Origin of the sequence: Alkalibacter mobilis (assembly GCF_015594845.1) — a bacterium.
Classification (GTDB): Bacteria; Bacillota; Clostridia; order Eubacteriales; family Alkalibacteraceae; genus Alkalibacter; species Alkalibacter mobilis.
This window is the reverse complement of record NZ_JADNRK010000019.1, coordinates 1-16,145: the sequence shown is the minus strand read 5'-3', so window position 1 is coordinate 16,145 and position 16,145 is coordinate 1. Positions and strand designations below refer to the sequence as shown.

Genomic DNA, 16,145 nt, shown 5'->3' with positions numbered 1-16,145 from the left:
GTCACAAGTCCTTTCTGATAGGTCTATACTTTGCTACCGAAAAATATGCGTAGTTTAGAAAATAATAAACCGCCAAAGGCATTCTCATATCGAGATAATCCCTGTAAACCTTCCATCTTTCTTTGGCGCACTTTAACTTGTTGCCGGACTTGCTGCCTTTCATTATTGTTATTTCAGCCAACTCGTCCAAAACACCGTATGCGGTACCGCATTCCTTTAACATGCTTATCCATGCCACCAAGTCTTCATGATAATATCTCTTGTCAAATTTATGGTTTATAAACAGCTGTCTTTCTCCCAATACCGTAGAACAACTTATTACATTTCTCTTAAGCAACTGGTTCAAATTTACAGTTTCGGGCACATGAAACGTGTCACCTATCCTGTTTCCTTCCTTGTCAAAAAATCCATAACCGCAATATGCCAAGCTGCATCCCTTTTCTTCAATATGATTTATTTGAATCTCAAGCTTGTTATCAAGCCACAGATCATCGCTGTCAAGAAGCGCCACATATTTGCCCGAAGACTTTTGGATCCCTATATTTCTGGTATCTGCCACTCCCATATTTACATCGTTTTTTATTAGCACAACCCTTGGATCCCTATTGGCAATCTCTTTTACGATTTCGTAACTCCTGTCAGTTGAACAATCATCCACAACGATCAATTCTAGCTCCTTGTACGTCTGATCAAGAACCGAATTCAAAGTCTTTTCTATAAAGTCTTCCCGATTGTAGACCGGTACTACTACCGAGCACTTGGGTATCATCTCGCTCCCCCCTTTCACAAGACGATGAAAATTTTTAGTTTTTATTCAATGAAAGCTCCTTAAGTTCATCTATTTCATCCTGGCTGAAGTTCTTGTCCATGATATCGTGGATCAACAGGATTTCACTCTTTGACAATCCATTTTCTTGGAGTTCTTCGATCAACATCAATTCTTTTTTAGACAAATTTGTTAGCAGCAGTATTACAGATTTTATTTTATGTTGGCTGCCCAAGGTGCTCAGTTTCATTTCTATATCCATCTGGCTTAGTACTGTCACATCTTCCAAAGACGCAAGAGGTATTTCATAGTCTTCGATTTCCACTATTCCTTCCTGAGGTGTTACCGTAGTTGCAATATCCACCGACACCGCTTCCACGGCGGCTACCGCCAAAGAGGTGTACCTCAAAAACATGCTACTTATGATAACTATGAAACACGATACTAAAATTACAGCCACTTTTCTGAAACTGTAGGGTTTAAAATTTTTGTTTTTTAATCTCAATCCTGAAATTGATTCTATATGAGGCAAACCAACTTCTGATATGCCTTTGCCTTCATCCACATTTGAAACTCCCTGCGATTGTTCTTTTGAAAATACCACTCCTATAGTTTTGATGAGAATGCCAAAGTCGTATCCCGGCGAGTACTTCTTTATATAGATCAAATCGAACTTCAATTTATTTTCAGAGGTCGTAGTGTAGTTTGACATAACTTGGGCCAAGCCGGTGATTCCAGGTTTTACAGCAAAGCGATGAATGTATTCCGGGTATTGACTCAGATATTCCTCTACGAATGCCGGTCTCTCAGGCCGTGGTCCCACAACGCTCATGCTCCCCAGAAGCACATTAAAAAACTGGGGAATCTCATCTATCCTGGTGGCTCTGATGATTCTTCCGATCTTAGTTATCCTGGGATCGTTTTCTTGAGCCAGAACTTCACCGGTATATTTTTCAGCGTCAACTATCATGCTTCTCATTTTGATCATTTTAAAAGGTTTTTTATTCAATCCGCATCGTTCCTGCAGGTAAAATACCGGGCCTCCGTCTTCTTTTTTTATAAGAATTCCAACAATCAGAATTATGGGAGCAACCAAAAATATGGCAGCCAAAGCCAATACTATATCGATGATTCTTTTTACGATCACTTGTCCTTCAGTCAATCGATATCTCTCTACTGCAAACAATGGCACATCTCCTATTTGCGTCAATTCAGCATCTCTCAGCGCTATTTCGTGGCTTTCGGGTACCATGAATATTCTTATGTCGTGCAACTCGCAATAAGCTATGATATCGTCTTTTAATTCTTTGGTCGACACTATCAGCAAATATACATAATCAGCTCTTTTTATGTGATCATACAAATTCGGGTCATTTTCAGATACAAAAGTCACTCTGTTTAAAGATTGTTTTTTTAATGCCTCTATCAAAATATTTTTTTCTCGATCATTTCCGACAATCACCGACAGTTGCCGTCTAAAAATATTTTCCTTGAATTTATTAGTGACAACTTTGATAGATAGAAGCGAGATCATTTGCAAACCCGCTATGATAACGAAATAATAAGCTGTCACAAGGCTACTCTGAGAAAAATATAAAAATACTATCATTACCACGTTGATAAATATAACCACACCAGCTGCTTTGCTTACAGACTTCAGAAAAGATGTGTCGAAAAAATTGAAGTAATCCTTTGCAGCTAAAACAGTCACCATGACCGATGTAGATACAAGAAAATAAAACATGCCCTTATAATATCCAAAGGGATGCAATTCGTTGTAGACGAACCTGTTGGTTACGTGTATCGAAATAAACATCATAGAAATCACCAACGCAATTTCTATTATTTGGATCAGTAAGACCATCTTGTACTTGTTTTCGAGGATAAACTTGTTATACATATCGATCACTCTTTCCTGATTCCCAACCAGAATTGGAAATCTTTAAAACAAAAACATGCTCCAACTATGCTTACACTTCATTTATACCCTCATTTTCCGCTTGCCTTCATTCAGTCAAAGTTAATTGCAACTTTAATTTCACTCGGATATATGCTCATGCAAAATTTTCTCCAGAACTTCCTTAAGTTTGGTTGAGGAAGTTCCCTCCGTGTATGGGAAGTACACTATATCAACTCCGACTTCTCCAAACTGCCGCTCGAAAGCATTCCATTTTTCTGTGCCTTGCCAATCACTTCCTACAAACATCACATCAAACTGGTACTTGTTCCAAGCCTCCATTTTATCCATATTCTCTTGGGGTACGACCCTGTCTACATATTTAATGCTCTCAATTATAGACATTCTCTCATTTTCAGGTATTATGGCTCTAGTGTTCTTGTAAGATACCAATTCATCCGTAGTGACTCCAACTATCAAATAGTCACATTGTTCTTTTGCTCTTCTCAAGATGTTAAGATGCCCGATATGAAACATGTCAAATACTCCCGTTGTGTAACCTACTTTGTATCTCTTCATCTTTTTCCCCCCTGATCAATGACATCAAAACCAACCAAATTAAATCTCTCATGAAAGCTCTTGGCAGTACTCTTGGATTTGAAAAATTCATATTCCTTGACCCTTTGCTCGCTCATATCACCAAACAGGTAGTGATATGGCAGGGTCGACGGATGAACCACAAGCTCTATCCTTTGTTTGGATGAATTTTCAAGAGATTTTATCAATCTGTCCAAATCTGTTTTGCCCTCGCTGCCAAAAGCAATGATCCTTCCGTCAGGTATCGAAAACTCTCTTTTTATGAAATGTCCATACCAAACGTCCATGTAGATTTTTACCAAAACTTCTCGGAATTTCCTTTTCCCATGCAGTTGATCGAAGTCCAAATATACTCTTTGGAAGTTTCTCGTCTTGTTTATTTTAAGTTCCTTGGCCACGTCTGCAAATATTCTGTAAGCTTTGCGACACAATACAGCATTCTCATGAACATTCCAATAGTCGGCAAATCCGCAATAAGTCTGAAATAAATTATATTGGTTGATAAGTTCAGTCCTTAAATGGTCGGGAGATATCAACCCTTTCGTGATCCTTTTTTTAAAGTCATCGGCATTGTAAAACTCACCTTCTTCCCCTACAAGAGTTTTAACTTCGCTTGCCTTGCTGATAGGCTTTCCCGTAGTGACATTCCAATGAATACCAACTGATACCCATGGATACTCTCTCCTGAGTATTTTGCCGTTTTCCAAGGTTTCCATATTTGTTATAACATTCGTAGTTGTTATCATCCCTATCTCTATCAAGTCCATGATAGCCCGGTCTACCGGTTGACACATTCCAAAATCATCAGCTGTGATCAAAACTTCCTTCATTTCACACCTCTTTTTACTCTGACTTTACCAAAGACCTGACCTTCCCGTTTTCTAAAACTTCATATTTTCTATAATCGGTTTTTGGATCCACAAAAACAGCATGGACAGGGTACAATGCTTTTGTCTTTTCATCAGGTATTTCCATATATTTGTCTCCATATCTCATAATCAGATATTTTTCAACCTTTTCAGGCACTGGAAAAAGTTTTCCTTCAAAGTCTACGTATCTGGGTGTGCCCAAATAGCTTACAGGAAAAGAAGTGTTTTTGAATTTTGCCCTGCCAAAAAAGTGTGCTACCCAGCCTGTTTCTTTCTTATTGAGTCTGCGTACGAATTTCAGAAGTCCCTTGAAAACAAAACCCCTTATAAAAACCCTTGATAAGAGCAACGCTGTCTGCCTGAGAATGTCTTGGGTATGATATCCCTTGATCCCCAATGTCCTGGCTACCAAAAGTCTCGCCGCAAAATACTGAAAAAATCTGTAAACAATATTTTCTGTGGTATTGTTCAGGCACATTATGTCAACATAGAATCCCTTGTGCATATTTCTTTCCCTGGTGTCATCTTCAATGAATGTTGTGTGATTCATTCTAAGTTTAGTGAAGAACAAAGGCCACTCTTCAGTATTTTCAACTTGTAGATAAAACCTTTCCTTATCCAATTTCTCCTTGGCAATTTTGATGAATTTCCAATAATTTTTATAATCCATAAAAACGTCAAAATCATCATCCCATGGAATAAATCCCTTGTGTCTGATCGCACCTAATGCAGATCCACCCATTAAATAGTAGGTAATATCGTTTTTTCTGCAAAATTCGTCAAGATAAACCGCTACCTCAAGAATTTTATCCTGCACCTGTTTCATATCGTGATCCATGCCCGTCTCACCTCGTTTTTTGATTTTATCAATTTTTCTGCCTTGTATAGCTCCAAAATAAAAATCCAAAATATGCTCCCAGTGTATTTAGGATCAAATCGTCTACATCTGCGGATCTACCCAGGGGAACAACAAACTGCATGGTTTCTATCATCAGTGAAAACAGGAATCCTCTAGCAACCACCGCCATGCAAATGTCAGGTTTATCCTTTAGATCTTGGGACATCAGATATCCAAAAGGGATAAACATTAAAATATTTAGACCTATATTCCAAAGGGGAAGACCAATCCTCCCCGATTTGAACACCATATCGTACATATTCTCAAATGGTACTAAATTCAAAATTCTACGCGTGTCGGAATTGTAATTGGTCGGAATCATTGTTATCAGCAGGATAGCCCAAACCACGATTTTTATTTGGTTGTCCAGAGATGATTTTGCCTTATTAGGATTTTTATCTTTTCCTCTACGATTTGATACTATTATTGTTATCACTCCGACAACAAAGAGCGACCCCAGTTTGCCGAAGTCGCTCCAAAGATGTTTCATTATATACCTCTCCCTAAAGAAGATTTTTCTATATGTGTATATATGTATACCCATTTTTAAAACACAAACACTGAAAACTTGCAATATTATTAACAACAAATAAGTATGCGTCAAATTGAGGGGACAAAAACGCAAACGGAGGGGACGGCAAACGGAGGGGACGGTTCTTTTTGTTTGTACAAAAAACAGAAAGAACCGTCCCCTCCGTTTGCTCCCCTCTGCCTCTGAGCGTCTTTATACAAAATTAACATCATCAGTCCAAAACAGACACCATTTTAACATCTTTTACTCTATCATAATCCATGAAAGGTGGTGAACTATTTGGATTATATTCTGGCAGTGTTAATAATATCCTTTGTAGTATATTTCGGATTTTATTTGATGAAAAAGTTGGATGCCGGCTTGTCGAATCCGGAGTTTTTTCCTATGAGTGACAATAGCCGATCAAGACATTCTATTTTATTGTTTGCAGACGACCATAACAATTCTCCCATTGAAAACTTGCTTAAGAAAAATCACTTGCCATTTAAAACCGTACACAATTCATATATTCAAAATTTGGATTATGAATTACTGCTGGCTATTTCAGATAGTGACATAGATAATTTGCAGATAGTCAACAACTCAAAAAAACACTACCCCTTGAATCATATAATAGTACAGTGCAATGACATGATTTATGAAAATCTCTATAAGGAGCTCGGTGCTGATCATATAATATATGCAAGTTATTCCACTGAAATTCTGCTTAAACTAATGGAAGGATGGATAATTTAAATGACAAGTAAGTTTGCCCTAGGGGCGAAACAGACCATTGCCATAGGTTTTGCTGTAATTATTTTTGCTGGAGCTCTGTTGCTGATGCTGCCCGCAGCCAGTAGAAACGGCGAAAGCATCCCTTTTCTCAACGCACTTTTCACGGCCACCAGTGCAACCTGTGTAACAGGTCTTGTGGTATATGATACATGGAGCCAGTTTTCAATGTTTGGACAATTTGTAATAATGGTTCTTATTCAATTGGGCGCACTGGGTTTTATGACTATCGCCATATTGTTTTCGATTGTCTTGAAAAGAAGGATAGGTTTAAAAGAACGCTCTTTCTTAATGGAAGCTGTCAACTCAATGCAACTCAGCGGAGCGGTCAGACTCGTTCAACACATCCTGATCGGGACTTTGATATTTGAAACTGTTGGAGCCTTGATATTGGCAAAGAGCTTCATACCATATTTTGGTTTGAAAAAAGGTCTGTGGTTTGGATTGTTCCACGCCGTGTCAGCTTTCTGCAACGCCGGATTCGATCTTATGGGTTCAATTTCTCCTTACGCTTCCCTTGTACCCTTTTCTACCAATGTGACTATCAATGTGACTGTCATGTCCTTGATCATTATAGGTGGTGTGGGCTTTATCGTATGGAAAGATATGATCATCAACAAATTCAATATCAGATCTTATAACCTGCATACTAAAATCGTACTCGCCTTTTCCAGCTTTTTGATCGTATTTGGCGCTGTGGTATTTTTTATTTTGGAAAGAAACTATGCCTTTGCCGGTATGGACCTGGGAGAGAAAATCCTAGCCTCTCTGTTTCAATCTGTTACTCCCAGAACAGCCGGATTTAATACAGTTGACAATGGTGCACTGAGTGAGGCCGGGTCACTCTTCACCATGCTTTTAATGCTTGTTGGAGGTGCTCCGGGATCAACTGCTGGAGGTATAAAGGTTACTACTTTCTTTATACTTATAATGTCAGTGATTTCATATTTAAGAAAGCAGGAAGACATAAATATTTTTAAACGAAGGCTTCCGCAAAATTTAGTTAGAAGAGCCTACACAAACACGATTTTATACCTCGTTTTGATATTTTCTGGTTGTTTTCTGATACTGGCCTCGCAAAATTTTACACTTAAAGAAGCTATGTTCGAGACGATATCAGCAGTAGGCACAGTCGGGCTTTCCATGGGCATAACAAGGGACCTGGACTCCCTGTCAAAGGTAGCAGTCATTTTGCTTATGTACAGCGGTAGACTAGGCAGTCTGACGCTTTTCATGGCTGTAACTGAAAAACGCAAAGTAAAACTTCTCAGAGACCCTGAGGAAAAAATCATTATTGGATAGGAGTGTAAATAAATGAGATCAATGCTAGTTATCGGACTTGGCAGATTTGGAAGACATTTGGCAATTAAACTTGCGGAACTTGGAAATGAAGTCATGGTCGTTGACACAGATGAAGATGCAATCAATAAAATCGCGCCTTATGTTACCCGTGCACAAATTGGGGACTGTATGGAGGAAGATGTTTTGAAATCCCTTGGTGTTAACAACTTCGATGTTTGCTTTGTTTGCATCAGCGACAATTTTCAATCGTCACTGGAAATCACTTCACTACTCAAGGAGCTTGATGCTTCGTGCGTGATTTCTAAAACCGACAGGGACATACATGCGAAATTTCTACTTAAAATCGGAGCGGACGATGTAATTTATCCCGAAAGGGACATGGCTCAGCGTACAGCTGTAAAATACAGTGCCAAGAATACTTTTGATTACATAGAGCTAACAACTGATTATGCCATTACTGAAATGTCAGTGCCCAAATTCTGGGCCGGAAAGAGCGTACTGGATCTAAACGTACGTTCCAAGTACAATATCAATATATTGGGATTTAAAATAGAAGACCGGGTGATTCCACTCAATGATCCCCATTATCTTTTATCCATTGATGATCACCTTCTGGTGGCTGGCAATAAAAAAGATATCTTTAGACTTATGGACAAAAAATAGATATAAACATATACTGTCTACAAGGAGTGATTTCATCCATGAGTTCAAACTATAAAAAAAACACCTTGGGCAGCGCTGCCAAAACATTGATCATGTTAGTATTGGCTACAGGATCTTCCATAGCCATGAGCTATCTTGGTGTTGGAAAAGAAAGTATAATAATGGTATTTCTTCTAGGTGTTCTTTTCTCTTCCGTTTTGACGGGTAGTTACTTTTGGGGAATCCTAAATTCAATTTTAAGTTTGATGGCTTTTAATTTTTTATTTACTGTTCCCATTTATACATTTCACATATACAGCAGCAACGATATCATTTTGCTGATGTTTTTTTTGATTACTGCAGTAGTATCTGGCACGGTTACATCAAAACTCCAGCAGCAAATCGAAATTTCTTTAAAAAACGAAAACACAGCAAAGATCCTCCATCAAATCTCTTCAGGTTTCTTGCCCGTTAGCGGACAAAAAAGCATAATGCATCAAGGAATCTCTTTTATTAAAGACTACACCGGTTTTGACAGTATAATTGAGCTGGAAAACAAAGAGATTTATAACGCATACGACGTTCTACCAACTGGAAATCATTTAAGCTTCGAGATCAAAAGCGGTACTGTTAAACTGGGAAATCTTTTGGTATACAACAAAAATCAAGCGTTTGATGAACAGATCGAACTAATAATCCAGGCAGTCTCGACCCAGCTTGGAATCGCTTTAGACAGAGAAAGTCTTTATATTGAACGGGAAAAAATCCGTGTTGCCATGGAAAAGGAGCATCTAAGATCAACTCTTTTACGATCCGTCGCACACGATCTGAGAAGTCCCCTGACGGCTCTTTCCGGAGCTGCCAATCTCTTGGCCGACAACTACGAGACCCTGACATTCGATGAAAGAAAAACACTGGTACTTGGGATGAGTGAAGAAATCACCTGGCTGACTGGTCTGGTAGAAAATATTTTAAATATGACTAGAATAAATGACTCTCAACTATTGATTCACAAGGAATTCGAAGTCATCGACGACGTGGTCAGTGAAGCGGTTTCACATATATCCAGACTGCTAAATGACAGAAATTTAATTGTCGAATTACCAAAACAAGTCATCATGGTACCCGTAGACGGAAAGCTCATCGTTCAAGTTCTGATAAATCTATTGGAAAATGCCATCAGACATACTACGTCCCAAAGTAAAATATCTCTTGAAATAAAAGAAGAAAGAGATTTCTTGAAAATAATCGTTGCAGACACAGGTGAGGGCATAGCTGAAAACATAAAAGAAAATCTTTTTGATAAATTTGTTACCTTGGAACGAAATGTTACAGATGGAAAAAAAGGCATAGGACTGGGGCTTGCGATTTGTAAAGCCATAGTTGAAGCTCATGGCGGTGAGATCTTCACCGAAAGCAATGTACCAAAAGGAAGCAGATTCATTTTTACTCTTCCGTTGGAGGGATGATTTTGGAAAACAAAAGCAAAATTTTAATTATCGAAGATGACAAGTATATATCTAATTTTATTGCTGTCTCCTTGGAGAAACAAGGCTATGAAGTATTAGTTGCAGATAGTGCAGCTTGTGGATTGTTTATGTTCAGTTCTCATCATCCGGATCTGATCCTGCTTGATTTGGGTCTTGAAGATCGTGACGGACTGGAAATTATTAGTGAACTAAGAGAATTCTCTGACATACCCATACTTGTTGTTTCTGCCAGAGGTCACGAGAAAGAAAAAATCCAGGCACTTGATCTGGGTGCCAATGATTATATAACCAAGCCATTCCACATGGGAGAGCTGATGGCAAGGATCCGTGTTTCAGAAAGAGCACTTTCAAAAACAAATTCTCCGACTGAAAATATTTATACGTGCGATTACCTGACTGTAGATTATGAGAAGCGACGAATTTTAATCGACGATGTAGAAGTTCATCTGACTCCCATTGAGTACAAACTCTTATTGCTTCTTATTTCAAATCAAGGCAAGGTTTTGACCCACAGTTACATACTAAAACATGTTTGGGGGTATACGTCGACAGACGATGCCAAAAGCGTAAGAGTTTATATGGCTAATTTAAGAAGAAAAATAGAGAAGGACACTGCTCGTCCACGTTTCATTCTAACAGAAGTGGGTGTGGGTTACAGGTTCGCTGACGAATAATGAAAAACGGAGGGGACGGTTCTTTTTGTTTGATCAAAAAACAAAAAGAACCGTCCCCTCCGTTTTTTGTCCCCTCTGTTTTGGGCAATAAAAAAACTCGCTTTCAGCGAGTTGATTGCCTTGAATGGCGGAGAAGGAGGGATTTGAACCCTCGCACCGGTTTCCCGGCCTATACCCTTAGCAGGGGCACCTCTTTAGCCACTTGAGTACTTCTCCATAGCTATAGTTTTTAAATTTGAATATAAAAAATGGCCGAGAGGGTGGGATTCGAACCCACGTGAGCTTTCACTCTAACGGTTTTCAAGACCGCCCCGTTATGACCACTTCGGTACCTCTCGGAATGAGACAATTGTTATTATACCAACGCACAATAACATTGTCAATAAGATTTGTATCATTTTAGTAGATAAAAGGGAGAAAAATCTCCCTTTTTTTACTTTATAACTTCCAATCCACCCATGAAGTGCACAAGAGATTCCGGAATGTTCACACTACCGTCGGCATTTTGATAATTTTCCAAGATCGCTGCAAAAGTTCTTCCAACAGCCAGCCCTGACCCATTCAAGGTATGGACAAAATTGACTTTTCCCGTGTCTTTGTCCCTAAACCTTATATTGGCCCTTCTAGCCTGATAATCCTCGAAATTGGAGCAGGAACTGATTTCTACGTATCTTCCGTAACTTGGCATCCAAACCTCTATGTCGTATGTTTTTGCAGAAGAGAAAGTCATGTCTCCAGTGCATAGTTCAACCACTCTATACGGCAACTTTAAAAGTTGTAATATCTTCTCTGCGTCAGCCGTAAGTTTTTCATGTTCATCGTAAGATGTATCAGGATGTGAAAATTTAACTATCTCCACTTTATCAAATTGATGGTTTCTTATAAGTCCTCTGGTGTCTCTGCCTGCCGATCCGGCTTCCTTTCTAAAACAAGGCGAATAAGCCGTGTAGTATATGGGCAGTTCTGATCCATCGAGTATCTCATCTCTATGGAGGTTTGTCACAGGCACTTCCGCAGTAGGTATCAAGAACAAATCCCTGTCTTCGATAACCTTGAAAGCATCATCTTCGAATTTAGGCAATTGTCCAGTTCCGGTCATTGAATCCCGATTTACCATAAATGGGGTAGAAACTTCAGTATATTTGCCTTCATCTGTGTGAACGGAAAGCATAAAGTTTATTATGGCTCTCTCCAGCTTTGCACCGATTCCCGTAAACATGCTGAACCTCGCTCCGGTAATTTTTGCAGCTCTTTCAAAATCAAGTATTCCCAGATCCGTTCCTATATCCCAATGGGCTTTTACTTCAAAGTCAAATTGTCTTGGTTCTCCCCATTTTTTTATTTCGTCGTTATCGCTATCGTCTTTTCCGATTTTTACATCAGGATTTGGAGTGTTGGGAAGTTCCAACAAAATCTGCTTGATTTCTGCCTCCAGGCTTTTTAGAACGTCATCAGATTTTTTTATTTCTTCCGAAAGTGTTTTCATCTCCGCCAAAATTTCAGAAACGTCCTTTTTTTCTTTCTTATAGACCGGAATCAGTTTTGACACTCTGTTTTGTTCAGCCTTCTTTTCTTCTACTTCAGATATCAACTTTCTTCTGTTTTCATCAAGCTCCATTAGCTTTGAAATGTCATAATCGCCTTTTCTCTTAAGAAGCTCGTTTACTTCTTCACCATTTTCTCTTATTCTCTTAATGTCTAACATATCTACATTCCTTTCGAAATTATTGCATTACCGATAAATCACTCTACATCATCTACAACAGGCACCTGAGGTTGCTGCAATTCCTGCAATTGATTCAAAATATCTTCCAATTCCTGGATCAATTGTCCGTATCCTGCCCAATCTCCATTTCTTTGGGCTTCCTGTGCTCTATCGAACAAATCGTTGGCCTCTGATATGAGGCTGTTCAAATCTCCCGGAATAACTATTCCAGGTTCTTCATCGTCATCGCCGTCATCTTCAGCCGGTCCGCCAAATATCTGTTTTAGTCCATCTTCCAAACTATCGGCCATTACAATTTTATTATCATACGATACGATTATTTTTTTGACTTCAGGTAAACTTCTCTCGCTATCCCTGGCTTTGATATAAACTGGCTCTACGTACAAAATAGCTTCTTCTATAGGTATGGCCATCATATTACCTCTGATTACTTCTGAGCCTTGCTGCCCCAGCAATGTGAGCTGCGGAGATATGACCGTATCCTGATCCACCCTCTGTTCTATCTGCATCGGACCGTATATCAGACTCTGTTTTGGAAAAGTGTAGACTATGATCTCGCCGTAATTTTCACCATCGTTCATGGCAGCCATCCAAGCGACCATGTTGTCCTTTTGCCTTGCAGTATAAGGAACCATAAGAGTAAACTCAGACTCTCTCTCCGGAAGTTTCATGATAAGATAAGTGCTTTCCACCTGCTCTACTTCCTTTTGGGAACCATATATCTGTCTTGGAAGCTCCCATTGATCTTCTTTATTGTAAAAGACTCTAGTGTTTGCCATATGGTAAGTTCGGTATATTTCAGCCTGTATGTCAAACATTTCCTGTGAGTATCTCACATGACCTCTCAAATCTTCAGGCATTTCATCGATCGGTTTGAATATCCCGTCATAGATATTATTATACATGGTTGCTATAGGATCTGTTTCTTCCACCTGATAAAATGTCACATCACCGTCATATGCATCTACCACTACCTTGATAGAATTTCGTATGTAATTGAAGGAAGTCGTCTCGCTGTATGGTTTTGAATATGGATATCTGTCACTCAAGGTGAAAGCATCCATTATCCAATAGAGTTTTCCTTCGGATGCCACTATGTAGGGATCCTCGTCATAAGCCAAAAATGGCGCAATCGTCTTTACCCTCTCGACAATATTCCTTCTAATGAGAATTTTACTGTCGCCGGTAATTTCAGTCGACAACAGGATTTTGATTTCTCCCTGATTCAATGCGAAAGCTGCTCTGTTGATCAAATTCAAATTTATTCCGGCCGTTCCCTCATAAAAATTTTCCTTGTTATCACTGCCTTCAGGGTAGTCGAATTCCGGAGTTTTCGCATTTGTAATAGCATAGGTATCCGTACTTTCGCCAAAATATATCCTTGGCTCTTCCACTTGTATCTCATTATCGGAAACAGGCGGAATATCCTTGACCGCCAAATCCGGTTGTCCCACTTCATTCACCTTGTTGACAGGGGATACGGCTATGCCAAATCCGTGTGTATATTTTAGATGCTGATTGATCCAGGTTTTCGCATTTTCCTCAAGTTGGTCATTATTCATCTCTCTTGCCGAAATGAATGTTTGAGTGTATTCTCCATCTACGATGTACCTGTCGATATCTATGTCATTGAACTGGTAATAGATCCTTATTCCTTGAATGGAATTGTACATATCCAAAGTCGGTCTGTAATCATTTATCGGTATATTGGAAATGGTCAGGTTATTTTCTTCGAGATCTTCGTATGTTATAGGCTGTTTTGCTGAAAAAGGCTTAGTCTCGACATTCTCCAATCCGTAGGCCTTGATTGTATATTCGATATGTCTTTGAAGGTAAGGCTCCTCCTTGCCGTATTGATTTGGTCCGACTATATAGCTTTCAACTATAAAACCTAATATTCCTCCTAAAAACGACACAGCTATCAATATTACAGGTGCTGCTATTATATGCTTGATCTTCTTTCTAAATCCGAATATAACAGATGCTGCAGCAGCTGCTAAAGATAAAAACATCATAACTGTGTAAAGCCTCAATCTTACGGTAGTGTCGGTGTATCCTGCGCCATAAGATATTTCGGAAGGCGAAAACAGAAGGCCAAATCGCCTTAAATAGTAACTGAATGCAGTAAGCAAAAAGAACAATCCAACAAATACACCTATTTGTTTGACCATTATATTCCCAAATTTGATAAAAAAGTCCTTTATTTCCTGAGCTCTGTGGTCTACGCCCACTTCTACATCCACCTTAGGCGATTTCTGAGTCCAAAAAAAACCGGCGGTGAATAGGATCGTGACAACAAAGACTATAAATAGAACAATGGACATAACGCTGAAAATACTCTCCAAGAGAGGCAGCTTGAATACATAAAATGAAACGTCTTTGTTAAAGATGGGATCTGAAACATCAAAACTTTTGGCATTGACGAACTCAAGTAATCTATACCATAGAGCATTTGTAGCGATAGTAGTTATTATCAAAGAAGAAACTGCTCCCGCACCCAGCGAAAGGTAGTCAAATTTCTTTGTTTTTACCTCAACTACACCACTTTTCTTTGCATATTTTTTAATAAATTTAAAATAGAAAAACAAAATAATCGTCATAACGACAAACAGCGGTACCGCTATCTGAAGCTTGGTTACGAGTTCTTTAAAGAACACGTTTGTAAACCCGGTTTCACTGAACCATAAAAAGTCAATATAGAAATTACTAAGCATTACAAAAACTGTCCCCAGCAACATCAACGCCGCTACTGCAGCAATTAAAAACTTGTTTGCATTTTTCCCTGACATTTGATCCTCCTCATTTATCCAAAAGCAACCCTTTCTCTTTTAGATCGTTTATTATCATGTCGTAAACCTTTATGCTTGGAACCTCGATTGTATGAAGATGTACACCATTTGTCATAACAGACAAAGGTTCTGCGCCTGAAGCTTTAAAGTCTGCAATGAAGTTGTCAACATCCTCTTGAGTCGTCAGCATCAAATTTGCTTTTAATTCCCCGTAAATGGGGTGTTCCACTGTCACATCCAAAACTTTGGCACCGTACTCGACGATGGTGTAGAGTTCATTCTCCATGGAATCATTCGTGTGCTTGACTGCAATTGTCTTGTGAATGGTGTTCATTTCGATCTTGGGAAAAAGATACCCTTTTGCCGTGGCAATAATATCGTTTCCTTCTGCTCTCAAAATGGCAATGTCCTGAACTATTATTTGTCGACTCACATTATATTTTTCAGACAATTCGGTGCCAGACAAAGGTCTGTCCGCCTTCTTGAGCAAATTGATTATTTTCTTTCTTCTCTCTTCGCTGATCATTTTATCTCCTTGTATCAATCGTGGGATTTCTTTGACTTCACAATTTCCATAGCACTTACTACTTCCTTTAATACATCTACATGTACTTGATTCTTAAAGGAATTCAATTTTGCAAATACTTCTCCTTTATCGGTCACCGTGTACTTTGGCGGGAGTTTATTTAAAGCTATTGCCTTTACATCCAGTCTGCATCTATCACATCTGCAGTCCGAAGTTGATTCTCCCCATAATTTATTTATCGATTCATCTACCAATATTTCTGTAAAATTTTTAAGGTGCAATTTCCCATCCAATAGATCATCCCTCCTAATATTTCATTATAACATGCATTTTGAATATATAAAAGAATAGTTGGAGGAGAATATGATTGATGAGATCCTTCGACAGGCTCAGGATGACGAGGCATGTCAATTAAGAAGATCCTTTGACAGGCTAAAGATGAGAGAATTTATCATCCGCCATTCTGAAGGAATGTGATGAATCTGCATATTTGAGGTGATCCTTTCAGCAGGCCAGGATGACGCAGCAGTTGTCTTCTTCAAAAAAAGAAAAAACCCTCGGTCATAAGACCAAGAGTCATTCTTGTGGAATCCCGCAGCGACATACTCTCCCAGGACGTCGCCATCCAAGTACCATCTGCGCAGGAGGACTTTACTTCTGTGTTCG

General features: G+C 39.0%; 15 protein-coding genes, 2 tRNA genes and 1 rRNA gene. 5 read left to right on the top strand and 13 right to left on the bottom strand.

What is annotated here, in order from left to right:
* Nucleotide 1: 1 nt before the first annotated feature.
* The 6 genes from IWB18_RS09325 to IWB18_RS09300 all read right to left on the bottom strand — a co-directional run bounded on the left by IWB18_RS09325 (nt 2) and on the right by IWB18_RS09300 (nt 5,517).
* Entirely contained in the window at nt 2-769 is a 768-nt protein-coding gene (locus IWB18_RS09325; protein ID WP_195683351.1) for a glycosyltransferase family 2 protein, read from the bottom strand.
* Between the two features lie 34 nt (nt 770-803).
* The gene (locus tag IWB18_RS09320) at nt 804-2,666 is read right to left on the bottom strand and encodes a sugar transferase (RefSeq protein ID WP_195683350.1); all 1,863 of its coding nucleotides are present in this window, start codon (nt 2,664-2,666) and stop codon (nt 804-806) included.
* Nucleotides 2,667-2,804: 138 nt separating this feature from the next.
* Nucleotides 2,805-3,242 carry an adenylyltransferase/cytidyltransferase family protein gene (locus IWB18_RS09315; protein ID WP_195683349.1) on the bottom strand — a complete coding sequence of 146 codons (438 nt, stop codon included), beginning with the start codon at nt 3,240-3,242 and terminating at the stop codon, nt 2,805-2,807.
* Nucleotides 3,239-4,090 (bottom strand): ChbG/HpnK family deacetylase, encoded by an 852-nt coding sequence (locus IWB18_RS09310; protein WP_195683348.1) that lies wholly within the window; start codon nt 4,088-4,090, stop codon nt 3,239-3,241. Before IWB18_RS09310 ends, IWB18_RS09315 begins: the two co-directional genes overlap by 4 nt.
* A gap of 13 nt (nt 4,091-4,103) precedes the next feature.
* Nucleotides 4,104-5,036 (bottom strand): LicD family protein, encoded by a 933-nt coding sequence (locus IWB18_RS09305; RefSeq protein ID WP_207740800.1) that lies wholly within the window; start codon nt 5,034-5,036, stop codon nt 4,104-4,106.
* Nucleotides 4,996-5,517 (bottom strand): VanZ family protein, encoded by a 522-nt coding sequence (locus tag IWB18_RS09300; protein WP_195683347.1) that lies wholly within the window; start codon nt 5,515-5,517, stop codon nt 4,996-4,998. The genes IWB18_RS09305 and IWB18_RS09300 overlap by 41 nt, the downstream gene beginning before the upstream one ends.
* Nucleotides 5,518-5,838: 321 nt before the next feature.
* On the opposite strand from IWB18_RS09300, the gene IWB18_RS09295 reads away from it, so the two are divergent.
* Genes IWB18_RS09295 through IWB18_RS09275 form a run of 5 tightly spaced genes read left to right on the top strand, consistent with a single transcriptional unit; the run spans nt 5,839 to nt 10,438 of the window.
* Nucleotides 5,839-6,294 (top strand): NAD-binding protein, encoded by a 456-nt coding sequence (locus IWB18_RS09295; RefSeq protein WP_195683346.1) that lies wholly within the window; start codon nt 5,839-5,841, stop codon nt 6,292-6,294.
* Nucleotides 6,295-7,632 carry a TrkH family potassium uptake protein gene (locus IWB18_RS09290; RefSeq protein ID WP_195683345.1) on the top strand — a complete coding sequence of 446 codons (1,338 nt, stop codon included), beginning with the start codon at nt 6,295-6,297 and terminating at the stop codon, nt 7,630-7,632.
* 12 nt (nt 7,633-7,644) lie between these two features.
* Entirely contained in the window at nt 7,645-8,295 is a 651-nt protein-coding gene (locus IWB18_RS09285; RefSeq protein ID WP_195683344.1) for a potassium channel family protein, read from the top strand.
* A gap of 38 nt (nt 8,296-8,333) precedes the next feature.
* Nucleotides 8,334-9,743, top strand: a complete 1,410-nt coding sequence (locus IWB18_RS09280; protein ID WP_195683343.1) for a sensor histidine kinase — start codon at nt 8,334-8,336, stop codon at nt 9,741-9,743.
* A complete protein-coding gene (locus IWB18_RS09275; protein WP_195683342.1) occupies nt 9,740-10,438 on the top strand; it encodes a response regulator in 699 nt (232 codons plus the stop codon). Before IWB18_RS09280 ends, IWB18_RS09275 begins: the two co-directional genes overlap by 4 nt.
* A 125-nt stretch (nt 10,439-10,563) precedes the next feature.
* Here the strand turns inward: IWB18_RS09275 and IWB18_RS09270 are convergent.
* The 7 genes from IWB18_RS09270 to rrf all read right to left on the bottom strand — a co-directional run.
* Nucleotides 10,564-10,654 (bottom strand) — tRNA-Ser (locus tag IWB18_RS09270).
* 33 nt (nt 10,655-10,687) lie between these two features.
* Nucleotides 10,688-10,776, bottom strand: a tRNA-Ser gene (locus tag IWB18_RS09265).
* 95 nt (nt 10,777-10,871) lie between these two features.
* Nucleotides 10,872-12,143 carry a serine--tRNA ligase gene (gene serS, locus IWB18_RS09260; protein WP_195683341.1) on the bottom strand — a complete coding sequence of 424 codons (1,272 nt, stop codon included), beginning with the start codon at nt 12,141-12,143 and terminating at the stop codon, nt 10,872-10,874.
* 38 nt (nt 12,144-12,181) lie between these two features.
* Nucleotides 12,182-14,953, bottom strand: a complete 2,772-nt coding sequence (locus IWB18_RS09255) for a UPF0182 family membrane protein (protein WP_195683340.1) — start codon at nt 14,951-14,953, stop codon at nt 12,182-12,184.
* Nucleotides 14,954-14,963: 10 nt separating this feature from the next.
* Nucleotides 14,964-15,479, bottom strand: a complete 516-nt coding sequence (locus IWB18_RS09250; RefSeq protein WP_195683339.1) for a transcription repressor NadR — start codon at nt 15,477-15,479, stop codon at nt 14,964-14,966.
* 14 nt (nt 15,480-15,493) lie between these two features.
* Complete coding sequence (locus IWB18_RS09245) at nt 15,494-15,772, bottom strand: late competence development ComFB family protein (protein ID WP_225877820.1); 279 nt, start codon at nt 15,770-15,772, stop codon at nt 15,494-15,496.
* A 296-nt stretch (nt 15,773-16,068) separates the two neighbouring features.
* Nucleotides 16,069-16,145: ribosomal RNA gene (rrf, locus tag IWB18_RS09240) — 5S ribosomal RNA — on the bottom strand; the annotation flags it as partial.

Coding starts and splice junctions, on each gene's coding strand:
- IWB18_RS09325 (WP_195683351.1), bottom strand. CDS start 769: ATGATACCCAAGTGCTCGGTAGTAGTACCGGTCTACAATCGGGAAGAC.
- IWB18_RS09250 (WP_195683339.1), bottom strand. CDS start 15,479: ATGATCAGCGAAGAGAGAAGAAAGAAAATAATCAATTTGCTCAAGAAG.
- IWB18_RS09290 (WP_195683345.1), top strand. CDS start 6,295: ATGACAAGTAAGTTTGCCCTAGGGGCGAAACAGACCATTGCCATAGGT.
- IWB18_RS09300 (WP_195683347.1), bottom strand. CDS start 5,517: ATGAAACATCTTTGGAGCGACTTCGGCAAACTGGGGTCGCTCTTTGTT.
- IWB18_RS09310 (WP_195683348.1), bottom strand. CDS start 4,090: ATGAAGGAAGTTTTGATCACAGCTGATGATTTTGGAATGTGTCAACCG.
- IWB18_RS09275 (WP_195683342.1), top strand. CDS start 9,740: ATGATTTTGGAAAACAAAAGCAAAATTTTAATTATCGAAGATGACAAG.
- IWB18_RS09280 (WP_195683343.1), top strand. CDS start 8,334: ATGAGTTCAAACTATAAAAAAAACACCTTGGGCAGCGCTGCCAAAACA.
- serS (WP_195683341.1), bottom strand. CDS start 12,143: ATGTTAGACATTAAGAGAATAAGAGAAAATGGTGAAGAAGTAAACGAG.
- IWB18_RS09320 (WP_195683350.1), bottom strand. CDS start 2,666: ATGTATAACAAGTTTATCCTCGAAAACAAGTACAAGATGGTCTTACTG.
- IWB18_RS09315 (WP_195683349.1), bottom strand. CDS start 3,242: ATGAAGAGATACAAAGTAGGTTACACAACGGGAGTATTTGACATGTTT.
- IWB18_RS09255 (WP_195683340.1), bottom strand. CDS start 14,953: ATGTCAGGGAAAAATGCAAACAAGTTTTTAATTGCTGCAGTAGCGGCG.
- IWB18_RS09285 (WP_195683344.1), top strand. CDS start 7,645: ATGAGATCAATGCTAGTTATCGGACTTGGCAGATTTGGAAGACATTTG.